Origin of the sequence: Prevotella sp. LCP21S3_D2 (assembly GCF_052118345.1) — a bacterium.
Classification (GTDB): Bacteria; Bacteroidota; Bacteroidia; order Bacteroidales; family Bacteroidaceae; genus Prevotella.
In genome coordinates, this window is the sequence record NZ_JBQKHJ010000019.1 from 1 (window position 1) to 17,492 (window position 17,492).

14 protein-coding genes and 1 pseudogene are annotated in these 17,492 nt (G+C 43.2%); 9 read left to right on the forward strand and 6 right to left on the reverse strand.

Translation table 11 applies throughout. From position 1 onward, the window contains the following. The first annotated feature begins 166 nt into the window (after positions 1-166). From ACTQ16_RS11620 to ACTQ16_RS11640, 5 genes are all read left to right on the forward strand, one after another. On the forward strand, positions 167-526 hold the full coding sequence (locus ACTQ16_RS11620; RefSeq protein WP_441937517.1) for a Fic family protein: 360 nt from the start codon (positions 167-169) through the stop codon (positions 524-526). Positions 527-631: 105 nt separating this feature from the next. Next, positions 632-2,122, forward strand: a complete 1,491-nt coding sequence (locus tag ACTQ16_RS11625; RefSeq protein WP_441937518.1) for a DUF262 domain-containing protein — start codon at positions 632-634, stop codon at positions 2,120-2,122. 8 nt (positions 2,123-2,130) lie between these two features. Then, a complete protein-coding gene (locus ACTQ16_RS11630) occupies positions 2,131-4,197 on the forward strand; it encodes a DUF262 domain-containing protein (protein WP_441937520.1) in 2,067 nt (688 codons plus the stop codon). Positions 4,198-4,225: 28 nt separating this feature from the next. Continuing rightward, positions 4,226-4,792, forward strand: a complete 567-nt coding sequence (locus ACTQ16_RS11635) for a hypothetical protein (RefSeq protein WP_441203754.1) — start codon at positions 4,226-4,228, stop codon at positions 4,790-4,792. Next, entirely contained in the window at positions 4,773-5,816 is a 1,044-nt protein-coding gene (locus ACTQ16_RS11640; protein WP_441937522.1) for a radical SAM/SPASM domain-containing protein, read from the forward strand. Before ACTQ16_RS11635 ends, ACTQ16_RS11640 begins: the two co-directional genes overlap by 20 nt. Positions 5,817-6,018: 202 nt before the next feature. On the opposite strand, the gene pepI is transcribed toward ACTQ16_RS11640, so the two are convergent. Then, complete coding sequence (pepI, locus tag ACTQ16_RS11645) at positions 6,019-6,906, reverse strand: proline iminopeptidase (RefSeq protein ID WP_288283590.1); 888 nt, start codon at positions 6,904-6,906, stop codon at positions 6,019-6,021. A 54-nt stretch (positions 6,907-6,960) separates the two neighbouring features. Beyond that, positions 6,961-8,145 (reverse strand): PDDEXK nuclease domain-containing protein, encoded by a 1,185-nt coding sequence (locus ACTQ16_RS11650; protein WP_294972357.1) that lies wholly within the window; start codon positions 8,143-8,145, stop codon positions 6,961-6,963. A gap of 201 nt (positions 8,146-8,346) precedes the next feature. Between ACTQ16_RS11650 and ACTQ16_RS11655 the strand changes: the two genes are divergently transcribed. Further along, positions 8,347-8,949, forward strand: coding sequence for a riboflavin synthase (locus ACTQ16_RS11655; protein ID WP_294972355.1), 603 nt, complete (start codon positions 8,347-8,349; stop codon positions 8,947-8,949). A gap of 137 nt (positions 8,950-9,086) precedes the next feature. On the opposite strand, the gene ACTQ16_RS11660 is transcribed toward ACTQ16_RS11655, so the two are convergent. Beyond that, positions 9,087-10,253, reverse strand: coding sequence for an adenylyltransferase/cytidyltransferase family protein (locus ACTQ16_RS11660; protein ID WP_441937524.1), 1,167 nt, complete (start codon positions 10,251-10,253; stop codon positions 9,087-9,089). A gap of 360 nt (positions 10,254-10,613) precedes the next feature. On the opposite strand from ACTQ16_RS11660, the gene ACTQ16_RS11665 reads away from it, so the two are divergent. From ACTQ16_RS11665 to ACTQ16_RS11675, 3 genes are read left to right on the forward strand one after another with little or no spacing between them, the layout of a single operon-like run. Continuing rightward, positions 10,614-11,483: an electron transfer flavoprotein subunit beta/FixA family protein gene (locus ACTQ16_RS11665; protein WP_006847063.1), complete on the forward strand. Its 870-nt coding sequence runs from the start codon at positions 10,614-10,616 to the stop codon at positions 11,481-11,483. A 13-nt stretch (positions 11,484-11,496) separates the two neighbouring features. Further along, entirely contained in the window at positions 11,497-12,519 is a 1,023-nt protein-coding gene (locus tag ACTQ16_RS11670; protein WP_154482077.1) for an electron transfer flavoprotein subunit alpha/FixB family protein, read from the forward strand. A 35-nt stretch (positions 12,520-12,554) separates the two neighbouring features. Next, complete coding sequence (locus ACTQ16_RS11675) at positions 12,555-14,258, forward strand: acyl-CoA dehydrogenase family protein (RefSeq protein ID WP_295347360.1); 1,704 nt, start codon at positions 12,555-12,557, stop codon at positions 14,256-14,258. Between the two features lie 100 nt (positions 14,259-14,358). On the opposite strand, the pseudogene ACTQ16_RS11680 reads toward ACTQ16_RS11675, so the two are convergent. From ACTQ16_RS11680 to ACTQ16_RS11690, 3 genes and pseudogenes are all read right to left on the reverse strand, one after another. After that, a pseudogene (locus tag ACTQ16_RS11680) lies at positions 14,359-14,730 on the reverse strand (hypothetical protein); the annotation flags it as partial. A gap of 384 nt (positions 14,731-15,114) precedes the next feature. Beyond that, positions 15,115-16,020, reverse strand: a complete 906-nt coding sequence (locus tag ACTQ16_RS11685) for an Rpn family recombination-promoting nuclease/putative transposase (protein ID WP_441937527.1) — start codon at positions 16,018-16,020, stop codon at positions 15,115-15,117. 111 nt (positions 16,021-16,131) lie between these two features. Then, positions 16,132-17,037 (reverse strand): hypothetical protein, encoded by a 906-nt coding sequence (locus ACTQ16_RS11690; RefSeq protein WP_441937528.1) that lies wholly within the window; start codon positions 17,035-17,037, stop codon positions 16,132-16,134. Between the last annotated feature and the right edge of the window lie 455 nt (positions 17,038-17,492).

Below are 17,492 nucleotides of genomic sequence, written 5' to 3' on the forward strand. Positions count from 1 at the left end.
CACTCCATTGCTGAAACTGCTATGAAGAACGGAAATTCTAAATTCAATGCAATTCTTGCTGTAGTACAACAGTAAGACGATTACTCATGCCCATAGGGGTGCTGAGTAGTTCGCCAAGATATTCAGACTCGTAAATCTATCAGAAACTATCGGTTATGGTTTCGACATGATGAATGAGTGGAAAGAAATCACAGGCAATGACGTAACTTTCGAGAGTGATATTTGTACCAGCACTGTCACTTTTTGGCTGGATAGTGACAGAGCTAGTGACAGAGCAGAAGATGATACATATATCGATGCCACAGACAAAGTTGTATCCATTCTTAGATTCTGCAAAGAAGCAAAATTTAGAAAAGAAATATTTGAACTACTAGGTGTTACTTACCAATTCAAGAACTTCAAAGCATTCATCGAGCCACTGCTCCAACATGATTATCTGGAACTTACGGTTTCAGACAAGCCGACAAGCCCTAAACAGCAATACAGAACAACCAAAAAGGGACTTTTGTTCTTGGAGACTGTATAAACAGTAACAGAGCTGGTAACAGAGCTGGTAACAGATCTAGTAACAGAGCTAGTAACTATGTCGGTAACCATGTTGGTAACTATGTCACAAAAAATATAATATACAATGAGCAACTTAACATTATCAATAACAACCATCGGTGATTTACTTCTTCGCCAGAAGATAACGAATGGTGATAAGCCCATAGAAGATGTTAGCCTCAACATCCCTATCTATCAGCGACCATATAAATGGACAGCACGCAATGCCATCCAATTGCTTGATGACATCATCGAAGCGATGAATAGCAACAAAGAAAAGTATAGAGTAGGCTCTCTCATCTTGCACCAGCAAAAAGGAGACCGTTATGACATTGTAGATGGGCAGCAACGTACCATCACATTCTCTCTGTTATTAACTGCATTAGGCGAAAAGAATATCAGTTTCTTACAGCAGTCAGTTTACAACAATGAGCATAACAGTCGTAATATTCCAAACATTTATCAGGCTTTGTGTCGCCGCATAGGTAAGAAGTCTGAAGATAAAAATGATGAGCACGAGAAGGAAAAAGAAAGATTGAAAGGGTATATTGAAAATAATTGCGAACTGATTGTTGTAATTACAAAAGATATATCAGAAGCTTTCCAATTCTTCGATTCTCAAAATGCTCGTGGCAAGGCTCTCTATCCTCACGACTTGTTGAAGGCATATCATCTACGAGAGATGGCAGGTGTAAGCGAAGAAGAAACAGAAAAAATTGTCAAAGGATGGGAACAAGTCTCCCAAAGCAACTTGGCTAATCTTTTTGGCAACTATCTCTATCGCATCAAGGAATGGGTAAATGGTAACAAAGCTAATGTACTCAATGAACATAACATTCAAATGTTCAAGGGCATTACTCGTTATGCCAAAACTCCTTATGCCCAGTTCTTCAAGGCAGCATATTGCTATGCCGACATGGTAAATTCATCTGCAATGCCATTTGTATCAGGCATACGTAACATCAACGCTTTCCAATTGAATACACCAATCATTGCAGGTAAGCCTTTTTTCGAATATACCAAACATTACTATAACATCTTGAAAGATATTCAAGACAATAGTAAGTACGAAGGTTTTTACATCAACGACAATGAGATTGTAAAGACTCTCGATAAATATTTCAAGCGAGGAACGGGGAATGGCATAGCACGTTTGCTGTTTGACACATCAGTTTTGCTTTACGTAGATCGGTTCTGCCCTGAAACTTACCCATCCAAGGAAGATTTGGCACAATTTGAACAATTCGTAGTCTATGCCTTCATTTGGGCTTACTCTCTGAGAGCACAATATAGAAATTTGGGCTGGTTGTCTGCGCAGAATTACATTATGGGCGAAAGCAACAAATTTGGTATCATCAATGGCTTTAACATGTACCAATTAATTGCTCGACAAGATTCCCCAACATCCCTTCTCTGTGCCCTTGCCGACAAATTATGTTCTCTATCAATCGGAGACATATATGACGGTAGAGTACTTGAAAGCAGCAGTACTAGCAAAAATATAGATGCCAAAGATGAGAATGAAATTTCTTGCAATTACCTCTATTTCTTCAAGGAAAATGGATTTTATAAATAATGACAAGCATGAAAGATTTATCACATATTCTGAAAGAATGTTCTGTAAAAGACATCTATTATGTCAATAGTGGAACAGTTACCTACTACAAAATTCCCATCTATCAGCGTAATTACGCCTGGGAACGAGATGAGATTTCTGCATTAATAAAGGATATCTATGACTCCATGGTCATAGACAAGCCTATATACTATATCGGAACACTTGTAACCTTTAAACGTGACGAGAATGTATTCGAGGTTATAGACGGACAACAACGTCTTACTACAATATACATTATCCTCACTGCTATGGGCGAGAAGGTTACCAACAAACTTGCATATTCCTCACGCAAAGCTTCTACTCAAACCATAGAAGTCATGTCTAAGTTTGAGAAAAATAAGGAAGTAAAAGATTCTGATTTTGGGGAGGAATATGACCTTGGCATAAAGAATGGCTATAACTTTGCCAAAGAAGCACTAAAGGAAATAGTAGGTGAAAATCAAGTTGATATGGACAAATTCAAGGAGTATTTTTTGAACCATGTGCATATCATACATTATCGTGTGCCTAAGGATGTTGAGTTGAATCATTATTTTGAAGTAATGAACTCTCGTGGCGAGCAACTTGAAAAGCATGAAATTGTAAAAGCCAAATTGAGTGATCAACTGAAGAATGACAATAAAGCGATGGAAAAGTTCTGTAAAATTTGGGAGGCTTGTAGCGATATGAGTTTCTATATCCAACAAAAGTTACCTAACATGACTGAGATATTCGGTAAAGATATGAGCAACTTCAAGTTGGAGAGATTTGACGATTTTCCTATTGCGCCACAACAATTAGACAACTCCTTTGGGATGAAGACAATAGAAAAACTACTCGATATTCCTGTAAAAAAGGAAAAGGAGGTGAGCGAAATTGACTATAACGATTCGTTCCAACCAATCATTGATTTTCCAAATTTTCTGTTGATTGTTCTCAAAATTACAAGAATGCAAGAGAAAGATTTTAATCCATCAGACTTCACACTCGATGACAAGGAACTTATCAATGAGTTTGACAAAGTCAAGCTCACTCCAGAATTTGTCAAGCAGTTTGCCTATAACCTGCTATTGGCAAAATATTATCTCGACAACTACATGGTGCACCACATAAATGGTGAAGATAAAGCCATTGAGAATCCTTGGAAACTACAATATTACTGCAAGAAGGGCAAGTCTGCCTACATGGCAGATTTGATTGACAATGACAAGTCTAAACAAAGAGAGTTGGTTCATCTTTTATCTATGTTTGAGGTGGCATTTACAGCCAAGCAACGCAAGAACTATCTCTTCTACTGCTTGTTGCACCTATTCCAGGACTGGAATGAAGATAACTATTTGAAGTTCGTGAGAAATTTAGCAGACAAGTACTTCTTCGATGTATATTTGGATGCAAACAAACTGAATGAAAGAAACCAGCCAAAGCCAAATAGTTTCGATGAAACCATCATTCGAAATGGCAAACAGAGTGTTGAATTGGAAAATGTGGATCGTCCCTTCGATGATGTCTATCCCAAAGGTTCAAGCAATATACCTCTCTTTGTATTCAACTATACCGACTATAGATTGTGGAAGAAATACGCAGAAGTATTGCGAGGAAACAGAGCCAAGAAAGGTTCAAAAGCTAGAATTGAATTCTTTACCGCCTTGGGATGCAGCGACTTTGGCCTTGATACATTTGACAATTTCTATTTCTCTCGAACTCGCAAAAGCCTTGAGCATTACTATCCTCAGGCAAAAGCTGGAGAAGATAAGCCTATCACATCAGAAGAGATAAACTGCTTTGGCAATTTTGCCATGATTGGTTCCGATGCCAATAGTTCTGGCTCCAACTGGAATCCTATAGATAAGAAGAATCGTTATCTTGATTCCAAATCAAATCAAGTAAGCGTGGCTTCCTTGAAATTTAGAATCATGCTACAGATGTGTCAAGACAATTATGATGAAGGCATTAAAAATGGTATCAAGCGTGAATTTGGATACGAGTGGAATGCTGAAGATATGCAAAAGCATCAGGAAAAGATGCTATGCATCATCATGCAACCAACGCACTAGAATTACGCAATTTAAATAGGAAGGAAATATGAAACATTCATTAAATAGAGAAGAACTTATTGAGCAGCTAAAGGAATTGGCTGCTCAAGAACTGCCAACGTATCTTGCAAATCACATAGGAGCCATGTGCTATGCACCTTCGATGATAGATAGTTTCTCCGCTACATGTCAACATTGCCATCGCCCATTGGTCTATCAGGCTTTCCGTAACGATGAAGAAAAGCTTAATTCTATCATCAGTGAGATAAAAGATTTGGGATATGATGTTACATTTGAAATTATATGTGGTTCATGCGCCCTAAAGGCGAAGGAAGAGGCAGATTTTTTCGATTTACCGTTAACCTCCGAGGATGACATCTACGAAGAAGGAACATATCATTTGTTCTGTTTCAAGGCAAAAAGCGATAAAGACTATCATCAAGCTATAACCGACATAGAGTCATTTGATGACTACCAAGCCGTATTGGCTTTTTTGAAAGGGGATGCCTACTTTAAAGACTGTTATGATCGCTACCATAGCATCATGGATGAGCAAGATACTATCAAGAGAATGACAGGAATAGGAATAAAAGAAAATGATAGCAATGAAGAATAGCATACCCATACTTCCGAAGTCAGTCGCTTTGGAACTGACATATAGGTGCAATCACCATTGCTTGTTTTGCTCATGCCCTTGGTATGCGCCTATCTCTTCGTATCCATTTGGGAAAGAGCTATCTACCACACAATGGAAATGGGTAATAGAAAAAATATACGACTATGGAGTAAAGACATTTTCTTTGTCTGGCGGAGAAGCATTGCTAAGAGAAGACCTTCATGAAATCATAAGGCACATCAGAACAATTGGTAATCAGAGGAAAATAGATTATCCCATCATACTCATCTCCAATGGAAGACTCATGAATGAAGAACATCTCAAATTCTTCAAGGAAATGAATGTTCATCTTAGCATGAGCCTTCCTGGCTACCAATCATTTGAAGAGCATACAGGAGTTGCTAATGCAGATTATGTGTTAGAATACTTTTCGAAAGCCAAAGAAATCGGCTTAGAATGCACAGCAAACATTACCGTTACAAAAAAGAACTATCATGAGCTATTTGAGACCATATCGCTTGCCCTCATCAATGGAGCTACAGAAATTCTTCTCAACCGTTTTCTGCCTGGTGGACGTGGTTTGAAATATATGAATGAACTTTGCCTTTCCACAGAGCAAATCAACGGAATGCTTGATACTGCAGAAGAAGTACTAACACTAGCTAATCGCTATGGAAATGTGGGTACAGAAATACCAAAGTGCATCATAGCTTCTGCTAATTCATACAAAAGAATACATGTAGGGTATCTATGCGCTGCGGCAAAAGGATTCTTCGTTATTGATCCAGCAGGACAAATAAGAACCTGCAATCATTCTCCTCACATCGTAGGAAATGTATGCGAAGAACCTTGGATTAAGGATACAGATTATTGGAACAAATTTACATCCCGCTCTTATCAACCTACCTTCTGCAATGATTGTTCAACTAACCAGCATTGTGATTGTGGATGTAGAGAAGTAACCGATATTTTAGGACTTGGTATCAATGGAATTGAACCCAACTTAACTCTCAAGAAACAATAGTTTCTCTATAAAAGTGCCGATAGTGGTGCCAAAAGTGCTTTAAAAAACGACTTTTGGCACCACTATCAGCACTTTTTCCATTGATTTCATCCAATCAATTGGACGGTTTTATGCTTATTTTATCCAATCAATTGGACAAAAAGAGAGTCAACCTCTCTGATACTGACAATGGAATCATGAAATAAAAGGGGAAAGTGCCAAATCACTTTCCCTCTTTCTCCTCCATCCATTCTTCCAACACCTTGCAATATTCATCGTTTTGCTCGACAAATGGCATGTGGCGGGCTCCTACGAAGAGATGCCACTTGGAATCTTGGATACCATCATAAAGTGTCTTTGCTACCAAAGGAGTGCAGAGATCGTTGGTGCCACTCATCACCAAGCATGGCACTTGTATCTCGCCAAGGCGGTCGGTGTAATCATAATCACGAAGCGTGCCAGTCGGGGTGTATTCATTTGGTCCCCAACCATGGAGATAAGCCTCAGCACCAGCACGCTTCTTCCGGCGAAGACACTCTGGACTATCCTCCGTCACCTCACCGGCACAATGCAGGAGCATGAAGTGTTCATTCGCCTTGGCATACGCCTCGCTCGAAAAGTCATCCTTCGCCTCAGCCTCAGCGATGGCACGCTGGTCTTCCTCCGACATAAACTTAATCATGCGATGTTGCTCACTTGCCCAAAGCTTGCTGCTCGAAAGAGTGCTGCTGAGGATGGCAGACTTCACGCCCTTTGCTTGCTTCTCTATCAGATAGATGATGGCGAGCATGCCACCCCACGACTGTCCCAAGAGATGAAAATGGTCGATGTGGAGATAGTCGATGAGCACACAGAGTTCGTTGAGCCAAGTCTCAGGAGTCCAGAGTTCGGGATGTCCCTCCACAAATGAGTTGCCACAGCCCAACTGGTCGTACATGATGACAGCTCTACCTGATTCCGCTACCCTATCCAATAGCTCGAAATAGTTGTGGGTACTGCCTGGTCCACCATGCAAGAGGATGATAGGGCTCTTGCCCTCCTCTGTTTTACCTACGATACGATAATATGTTTGATAGCCCATGAAGGGCATATATCCTTCCTTGATTTCCATTGTCTTCAAATGTTTTTATTGTTACCTAAACTGTGTTATCTAATTTTGCTGCTCCTAATTATATAGTCCCTCATTTTCCTTACGCAAGAACTCTGTCATTCGTTCCTTTGAAGGCACATTGAGTTGATACTTGGAGATAAACACACTCTCATCCAAATCAAGCAAAGAATACTCTGCCATTTCCTGTCCTACTTCCGAGCAAAGGAGAATACCGATTGGTGGGTTATCATCTGGCAGCATGATATTCTTTCGATAGTAAGCAAGATACAGGTGGAGTTGGGCGGCATCGGCATAGTTCAAACGATTCGCTTTCAATTCGATGATGACATGGCGTTTCAATATCCTATGATAGAAGACAAGGTCTGCCTTGAAATAGCGGTCGTCAATCAACATTTTCTTCTGACGCTCCTCAAAACAGAAGCCCATACCAAGCTCCAAGATAAAGTCTTGAAGATGGGTGATGAGGGCTGTCTCCAAGTCAGACTCTTCCACTACATCCTTGGCTTGTAAACCCAAAAATTCAAAGGTAAATGGCGACTTGATGTCAAGGGCGAGCGTATCTGTCTCAGCCTTGCCTTCCACCAACTTCGCCAACGCTTCAGGCTTTTGACTCCATCCACTGCGGAAATAATAGTTGGAATCAATCTGGCGTTGCAATTCTCTAACACTCCAAGTGCCACGAATTGCCATCGTCTCGTAGAAAGCACGCTCCAGAGGGTCAGTAATAGAAAGCAATAGCGACAGATGCGAAAAGGACATTTTATTGAATAACAATTCTGGCTTTGTCTGTATTTCTTTATCAACCAACGTCGCTATTGGCAATTTGGCAGACACCGTCTGCATTTTTCCTACATTCTGACTAACAGACAGTTGGAATTGTGCAGACACTGTCTGCACAATTGACGGCAAAGACAAAACAAAATGCTTAATTTGGTCATTCAACGCAGGATAGGTCAAATAAAACTTTCGATAAATATTTAGGCTTCTATAGCTGAAAGTCTTCTTGTCTTTCAACTTCTCTGCCAACTTCTTCAAAAGTTGCTCACCATACTTAGCTCTATCAGCTCCCTTCTGCTCATACTCCACAATATAATAGCCCGTCAACCAAGCCTTGGCTGTGACGTGGCGATTAATCACTAAGCGAGCATTGTTCTGCAATACATCTTGCGTTTGCTGAATATGGGCTACAAGACCATCGAAGTCATTGTTTTGCGACATTTGGGTTTCATTATTCTTCATATTCGGTGGAGTTTTGGAAAGACATGTATATCACATTTATCATGTGCATATATTATAATGTGCAAAAATATAAAAAATATGGCAATTAAACAAATATATCTTGCTTATTTTATCAAAAGAACTTAAATAATTTGGCTGTTTCTAGCTAATGCAATATCTTTGCATTCTAAATAATAATGAAACCAAATAAAAATAGAATATATGTTTAGTGGAATCGTAGAAGAAATGGCTACCGTAGTAGCTATCAAGCATGATAAGGAGAACATCGACTTTACGTTGAAGTGCTCTTTCGTTGATGAACTCGGTATCGACCAAAGTGTGGCTCATAATGGTGTGTGCCTCACCGTAGTGGAAATAAAAGATGGCACGTATACCGTTACTGCCATGAAGGAAACCCTGGACCGCAGTAATCTGGGTCTGCTCAAGGTGGGCGACAAGGTGAACGTAGAGCGCTCTATGGTGATGAACGGCCGTCTGGATGGTCATATCGTACAGGGACACGTGGACGAGACTGCCAAATGTATCGCAATGAAAGACGCTGATGGCTCTACTTATTTTACTTTCGAATATAAGCTCAATAAGGAAATGGCAAGAAAAGGCTATTTCACGGTCGACAAAGGCAGCGTGACCGTGAACGGCGTTTCGCTCACCGTCTGCGAGCCTACCGACAACACCTTCACCGTTGCCATCATTCCTTATACACGAGAGAACACCAACTTCTGCAACATCGAAGTGGGAACCGTGGTGAACATCGAATTCGATATTCTCGGCAAATATATTGCAAGACTGAAAAGCTTCGAATAAGAGGGTGTAGCAGATTTTAGGCACGGATTACACGGAGATTTTAGACGATAATGCAAAAAGCGCATTTATAATTTAAAGGAAAATCCGTGCAATCCGTGCCTAATCTATACACAGGGCAGATGGTTCAACCGCCCTCGCTACTTTCTTCTAATCGTCAAATCAATAGTCTCCGGATGCTTTTCGGCAAATGCCTTCACATCATCAACAACCAGTACCAGATAGCCGCCGCCACCAGCTCCCGGCATCTTCCATGCATGAACCTCAGGAAGGACGGAATACTCATCTATGAAGCCCTGAACGCAACCCTGAATCATGGCAGGGAACATGGCTACCTGAGCATCAAACGACGCCTTGAAGGCAGAGGCAAAGGCAGGGAAATCCTTCCGGAGAATGGCATTCCAACAGTCATCGGCTGCCTTGGCAAGATTCTTCACCTTTGGCTCGGTAATGTCCTTGCCTTCTACCACGGAACAGCCCGGACGGCGTGGCTCCATCGGAATCATGCAGACATGACTCTCCACCCAGGTGAGAACGTCCTCGTCAAGACAGGTCTCGAACTTATCCGGCCAGAAACGGTTGTCGTAATAGTGACGCACCAGTCCAGGCATACAGATCCCTATGGAATCCTGTGCCCCGCTCACAATGCCATCGTTGCGCTCAGGATCGTTCTCAAAACAGAACACCAGCTTGGCAAGAATCTCCGGATTCATATCAGGCAACTTCACCGGCCAGATCTTCTTGATCATGTTGCGGGTAGAAGTGGAAAGACCACAACGCTCACGCACCTCGAAGGTAGGAATCAGCGACATGGTTATCGCCCAGCCCGGAGCATGGCAGCTGACGTAAGGCTGGTCTATCCAAGTACCTGCCAAATCAAGACGGGTAGGAAGCTGGCAGGTGGAATCCTTGATGTCGGTGCTGGAACGTGCCTTCAGGCCCTCGGCAGGCGTGCGCTGCAACACAACATACTCAATGCCTCGCTCCTCGCAGAACCTGCGCTTGGTTTCGCTGCTGCCGTCTGCATTCACCACGAAGATGTCAGGCTTCACAAAATCCACCGTCGGAATAAAATCCATAATGCCATCACCCTGGTTGATAAAGGCATCCTTTACATATTTAATAGACTTCACCATGAAAAGGCGCTCCTGCTCGGGATAGAACGTCTTATGATGCTTGTAGCCGAGAATCGTCTGGTCGGAACCTATACCTACGTATAAGTCGCCATACTGAGACGCCTGGCGGAAAAACTCAACGTGACCGCTATGCAGCAAGTCATAGCAACCACTTACAAAAACTTTCTTCATTATTATTTAAGCTACTTTTCTTAGATTTATTCTTTTTGTTTCCAAGACTTCTGTCCCTCAGTTTCCAAGACATGAATCTTTTGCCTACAAAACTACAACTTTTCTTTCATTCTTCCAAGAAAAACCTGCACAAATATTCCATTTTGCGCACAAACCATCCTATTTTGTGCATTTTTCTAACGAAATATTTGGGTAACACGCAAAAAAGTGTTACTTTTGCGGCTGTGTTTTGACCCAATATGGACATTTGAAAGTCCTGTATCGGACAGATTACCGTCTGACTATGAACTCGAAAACAGACATCTTGAGAATCAAGCACTAACAAACTTAGGAAAAATTTAACAATAACCATTAATTGATATGAGTTTAAAAATCGTAGTACTTGCCAAGCAAGTACCTGATACAAGAAATGTGGGTAAGGATGCGATGACAGCTGAAGGCACCGTAAACCGTGCTGCCCTTCCTGCTATCTTCAATCCTGAAGATTTGAACGCATTGGAGCAGGCTCTCCGCTTGAAGGAGCAGAATCCAGGTTCTACAGTTGGAATTTTGACCATGGGTCCTCCACGTGCTGGAGAAATCATCCGCCAGGGTCTTTATCGTGGTGCAGATACGGGTTGGTTGCTCACCGACCGTCTCTTTGCCGGTGCTGATACTTTGGCTACTTCCTATGCCCTTGCTACTGGAATCCAGAAGATTGGTGACGTTGACATCGTGATCGGTGGTCGCCAGGCTATCGATGGTGATACAGCCCAGGTAGGTCCGCAGGTGGCTCAGAAGTTGGGATTGAACCAGGTAACCTACGCAGAGGAAATCCTCAAGGTAGAGGATGGCAAGGCTACTATACGCCGCCTCATTGATGGTGGTGTGGAGACTGTTGAGGCTCCATTGCCATTGGTTATCACCGTAAACGGAAGTGCTGCTCCATGTCGCCCTTGCAACGTGAAGCTCGTAATGAAATATAAATACGCTACCTGCCCTATGGAGCGCAAGGGTGATGAGCCTTGGGCCAACCTCTATGAAGAGCGCCCTTACTTGACTCTGAACCAGTGGAGTGTTGCCGATGTTGACGGCGACCCTGCACAGTGCGGTTTGAGCGGTTCACCTACCAAGGTGAAGGCCGTGAAGAACATCGTGTTCCAGGCTAAGGAAAGCAAGACCTTGACCAGCAGCGATGAAGACATCGACGGACTGATGAAGGAATTGTTGAACGAAAGTATTATCGGATAATTTTGAAAAGACAATGAACAACGTATTTGTATATTGCGAGGTAGAAGGCACAACCGTTGCCGAAGTATCTCAGGAATTGCTCACCAAGGGTCGTAAGCTCGCTAACCAGCAGGGCGTAGAGCTCCATGCCATCGTAGCTGGTACCGGCATCAAGGGCAAGGTAGAGGATCAGATTCTCCCTTATGGTGTAGATAAATTATTTGTTTTCGATGCTGAGGGATTGTTCCCATATACTTCAGCTCCTCATACAGACATTCTCGTCAACCTCTTCAAGGAGGAGAAGCCTCAGATTGCACTGATGGGTGCTACCGTTATCGGTCGCGACCTCGGTCCTCGTGTTTCTTCTTCATTGACCAGCGGTCTTACCGCCGACTGTACAGAGCTTGAAATCGGTGATTACGACGACAAGAAGAGCGGCAAGCACTACGAGGGTCTGCTCTATCAGATTCGTCCTGCCTTCGGTGGTAACATCGTGGCTACTATCGTAAACCCAGACCACCGTCCACAGATGGCTACAGTCCGCTCTGGCGTGATGCAGAAGAGCATCTACGAGGGTGAGTGCAAGAAGGAAGTGGTTTACCCTGAGGTAAGCAAGTATGTTCCTGCTGAGGACTTCGTAGTAAAGGTACTCGACCACCACGTAGAGGCTGCCAAGCACAACCTGAAGGGTTCTGCCATCGTCGTAGCCGGCGGTTATGGCGTAGGAAGCAAGGAAGGCTTCGACCAGCTCTTCGAATTGGCTCATCTCCTCCATGGTGAGGTTGGTGCTTCTCGTGCTGCAGTAGATGCAGGTTGGGTAGATCACGACCGTCAGATTGGTCAGACTGGTGTTACCGTTCATCCTAAGGTATATATCGCCTGCGGAATCTCTGGTCAGATTCAGCACATCGCCGGTATGCAGGATTCAGGCATCATCATCTCTGTAAACAACGACCCAGATGCTCCAATCAACAAGATTGCCGACTACGTTATCAACGGTAATGTAGAGGATGTGGTTCCTAAGCTCATCAAGTACTACAAGCAGAATTCTAAGTAATCTGCATTATACATTATTTAAATAAGAAAAGCAAAATGGCTAATTACTATAGTGATCACCCTGAGATTGAATTTCATCTCAATCACCCATTGATGAAGCGTGTTGTTGACTTGAAGGAGCGCAACTACGCTGAAAAAGACCAGTTTGAAGATGCTCCTGTCAACTACGAGGATGCCATCGAGAACTACAAGCGATTGCTGGATATTACCGGCGATGTAGCTGCTAACATCATCGAACCAAACTCTGAGGATGTTGACCTCGAAGGTCCACACCTGGAGAACGGCCGCATGATTTATGCCAGCAAGACATTCGAGAACCTCGATGCTACCCGCAAGGCTGGCCTCTGGGGCTTGTCAATGCCTCGTCGTTACGGCGGCTTGAACCTGCCTAACGCCATCTTCTCTATGGCTTCAGAGATTATCGCTGCAGCTGATGCAGGTTTCCAGAACATCTGGTCGCTCCAGAGCTGTATCGATACTCTTTATGAGTTCGGTTCTGAGGAGCAGCGCCAGAAGTACATCCCTCGCATCTGCGCTGGCGAGACCATGAGTATGGACTTGACTGAGCCTGATGCAGGTTCTGACTTGCAGCGCGTGATGCTGAAGGCTACACAGGATGAGGACGGCACATGGCGTCTGAATGGTGTGAAGCGTTTCATCACCAATGGTGACTCAGACATCCACCTGGTTCTGGCTCGTTCAGAGGAAGGCACCAAGGATGGTCGTGGTCTTTCTATGTTCATCTACGACAAGCGTGATGGTGGCGTAACCGTTCGTCACATCGAGCACAAGTTGGGTATTCACGGTTCTCCTACCTGCGAGTTGGTTTACAAGAATGCCAAGGCAGAGCTTTGCGGTAACACCCGTCTCGGTTTGATTAAGTACGTGATGGCTCTGATGAACGGTGCCCGTCTGGGTATTGCAGCTCAGAGTGTAGGTGTTGAGCAGGAGGCTTACAATGAGGGTTTGGCCTATGCCAAGGAGCGTGCTCAGTTTGGTGAGAAGATCATCAACTTCCCAGCCGTTTATGACATGCTTTCAAGAATGAAGGCTAAGTTGGATGCAGGCCGTTCACTCCTCTACTGCTGCGCTCGCTACGTAGATATCTACAAGGCTTTGGAAGACATTGCCCGCGACACTAAGCTCACTCCAGAGGAGCGTCAGGAGATGAAGAAATACACCCGCTTGGCTGATGCATTCACACCATTGGCTAAGGGTATGAACTCAGAGTATGCTAACCAGAATGCATACGATGCCATCAGCATCCACGGTGGTTCTGGTTTCATCATGGAGTACAAGTGCCAGCGCCTGTTCCGTGATGCCCGCATCTTCTCTATCTACGAGGGTACCACCCAGCTTCAGGTTGTTGCAGCTATCCGCTACATCACCAACGGTACTTATCTCAGCATCATCAAGGAGATGTTGGAGAGCGAGGTATCAGATGACTTGAAGCCATTGAAGGAGCGTGTTGCCAAGCTCGTAGATCTTTACGAGGCAGCCATCAACAAGGTGAAGGAAGCTAACGATCAGGCAATTCACGACTTCCTGGCTCGCCGTCTCTACAACATGACTGGCGACATCGTAATGTCTCTCCTCATCCTCGATGATGCTACCAAGGCACCAGAGATGTTTGCCAAGAGTGCCAACGTATATGTTCGCATGGCAGAGGAGGAAGTTCTCGGTCATTCTGCATACATCCAGAACTTCAAGGCAGAAGATTTGGAGAGCTTCAAGGCATAAGACATTTATAAGAATCAGATAATTTTAAAAAGTCCGTGGGCAAACGAATGTTCACGGACTTTTTTTATATAAGGCTGTACTTGGCAGTATCAATCTCCTAGATAATCAGTTTTTCAGGGCGTTTGCGCTTATCCTTATTGGCACCCTTGCGCATCATTTCATCCTTCCATTCCTTCTCACGCTTCAGGTTTTCGGCATCTCTTTTACGGATATTCTCCATAATGAAATCGATAGGTTTCTGTACACAACTTTTACCTGCACCTGTGCCTGCAAGCAGCACACTCGCCAGGGTAGCTTCGTGCTCCACGTTATCGATATATCTGAATCTGGTTCTTCAGAGATGGGTAGCCAGCGGAGGAAAAATGGCGCAAGCCACAGCCGGCTGATAGATTTCCGGAGTCTTGAAAATCAGCTGCTCCACCAGCTTCAGCAGCTTCTTCGGCATCGGAGGCGGAGCAGAATAATCCTCGTCTTCGGAACTTTGAACTCCGTTACTTTGAACTTGGAACTTTGAACTTGGAACTGTATGATTACCATAGCCTGCCATTTGCCCCATAAAGCCCCCCGCCAGGCGTCCCGGGGATTTACAATTAGGTATTTTCAGCTGGTCGATGGCATAAGCAAACTCCTGCTCAGATATACGCTTGGGGTTCAATTCGCCTTTCTTGGCTCCCTCATCATCAGGAGCCCACTGGTTGCTTTTTGGTTGTAGTTCTTCTTCATTCATATTATTATGGTTTTTAAGTATACGCAAAAGCCCCGCCTAACGAGAGCGTTGTACTCTGCTAGGCGGGGCTTGCGTTCTTTATTGTTATGTTGTTATTCTTTTAGAATAGGCTATTATATTATCATTCTACTATTTTAACTCCAGCTGCTCAGCCGACAGCCCTGTTATTTTCATCACCGTGGCTGTATCCATACCATTCGCCAGCATCTTCCTGGCTATTTCAAGGCTACGCTGGGTCATACCCCTCTCCATTCCTTCAGCCAACCCTTTCTCCATTCCTTCAGCCAGTCCTTCTTCTTTTCCTTCTCTCTTGGCTGTATCTATCGAATTCTTGATATCACGATACGCCATCTTGCTGGCTTCGTACTCCCGCTGCTCCTGCGGAGTGAATCTTGCTATCTCGGCTTCTTCAAAGAGGCGGTCGAAGACCTTATCGCATAAGGCCTCAGGGCGCTGGGTGAGCTTATAGAGGTTCTTCAGGGCATAGAGCCACTTGTCGTAGAGCGTTTCCAACTCGTCCAGCGATTTGTTGAACTTGGCGATTTCCACGTAGATAAATTCCAGCTTATCGTAAAATATCTTGTGCGTGGCAGTATCGCATAGCTGTACGTGATGTCGGATTTTTTCCTTATCGAAGGCATCCTCGTTCATGTTGAAGTTAAGCAGGGCAATCGTGTAGATATGGTTGAGCTTGAAGTCCCATTCATTACCCTTGGGAGCCTGCTCACGGATAGGGAAGGTGGAATAGAACAGGGCACGGTCCTTGAAGTATGTCTGGTATGCATTCTGCATTTCCACGATAAACTTCTCGCCGTTTTCTCCTTCGCAATATACGTCAAAGATGGCCTTGCGGTCGGTATATATGTCGCCCACTTTCTCCGGATTCAGATACTTCACGTCCTTAACAACCTGTCTTCCGTTGAACAAGCTGTTAAGGAAACAGATCAGCAAATCCTTGTTGGGAGCTGATCCGAAAATTCGCTTGAAACCGAAATCGGTCAACAAACTGATATATCTTTCTTCTACCTGCTTCATAATCCCAATGTTATTAATATTTCTATTGCATCAGCAAAGTTACGATTTTATTTTCATACTCGCAAGAGTTTTCCGATAAAAGTTTTGAATAAAGTTCAATCAGCCCACTGCCTACAACTTCATTAGTTCAGACTTGCTTTCTTTTTCCGGTAATGCCGAAATGTCTAGCAAGCGCTTGCCAAACTGATGGAGTACCGGATTATCCACCCCTTCTGTAAGATCAAGAATATCAATGGACAAATAAAAACACAATTCACTAAATTTTCTGAAGTTTTCATGGCGCTTCTGAAAATCAGCCTTCAACATCGGGAATGTAGCGACATATTTTTTAAAATTCTCCACTCTTCGTTTTTCATACAAAAAATTGTCATCAGACTTTTTGCCAGGATAATTATCCAGACGCTGATCATATAACAGCTCTGCCAAATTCAACAGCTGCTCGGTATGCAGCATGTCAAAGGATACAAAGGTATGATGCAATATATACGGATCGTAATCGGCAATTTCAGAGAAGGAACAACCATTGGGAAATATCGTAAAGCTCTCCATGCCGAGCTTGGGATGCTCCACTATCTTAAAAAACGATTCAACAAACTGAGAGCGTATAAAATGCTTCACTATATCCATCATCTGTAATGAAGAATCATGAAGGTATCGCTCGTTGTAACGCTGAAAAAAATGATGAGTGAAAAACTGCACATGAATCCATGGCAATACCGTATGTGAATATACAGCCATATTGAGCTCACCCTTATATAGGAAAACACAGCAAACATTAATAAAAGGACCATTTTCCCGTGTTTCCTTCTTATTCCTGCTTAATGGTGTAAGCAGCATCTTGTTGTGTCTGGGAGATGTCCACTCCACAGTCTTGAACAAGACCTTGCCATTAGGTCGGTTCATAACCTCTTTCATATACTTCTTAACGGGCAGGTGGACTTGGTATCTGACTACGTTCTTATAATCCTCTTCCAATTCCTTTGCAATATCTGCATAGCTCATTGTATCTGTTATCATACTAATTTTTATTAAGTGATTCATATTCCATAAGTTCTCACTAAAGCGGAGGATAGCCTAGCCATGACAGCGAAGACCAAAGAGTTCATCTGCAAAGATAAGCTTTTTCTACGATATATGCAAATCTTTGAGCGTTTTTTTCGAGAGGCATCCTTGGAGTTTTATTTACATCGAAAGAAGTCACATGGAGATTATCTGTTGATACTGACACGAACCTAGGATTTGGCCCGGTTTGACTCAATTACTCAGTTACTCAATTACTCAGTTTATTTCTAGCCCCCTATACCTGGAACTTGGTTATAAATTGAAAGTATATTTTTTATATTATATATTTATATAAATATATAATATACTATCTATACAAGAAGAAACATACGGGCAGAATAAAACTGAGTAATTGAGTAACTGAGTAATTGAGTACGATTTCGAGGAAGAACGGACAGACGCCTTATAAT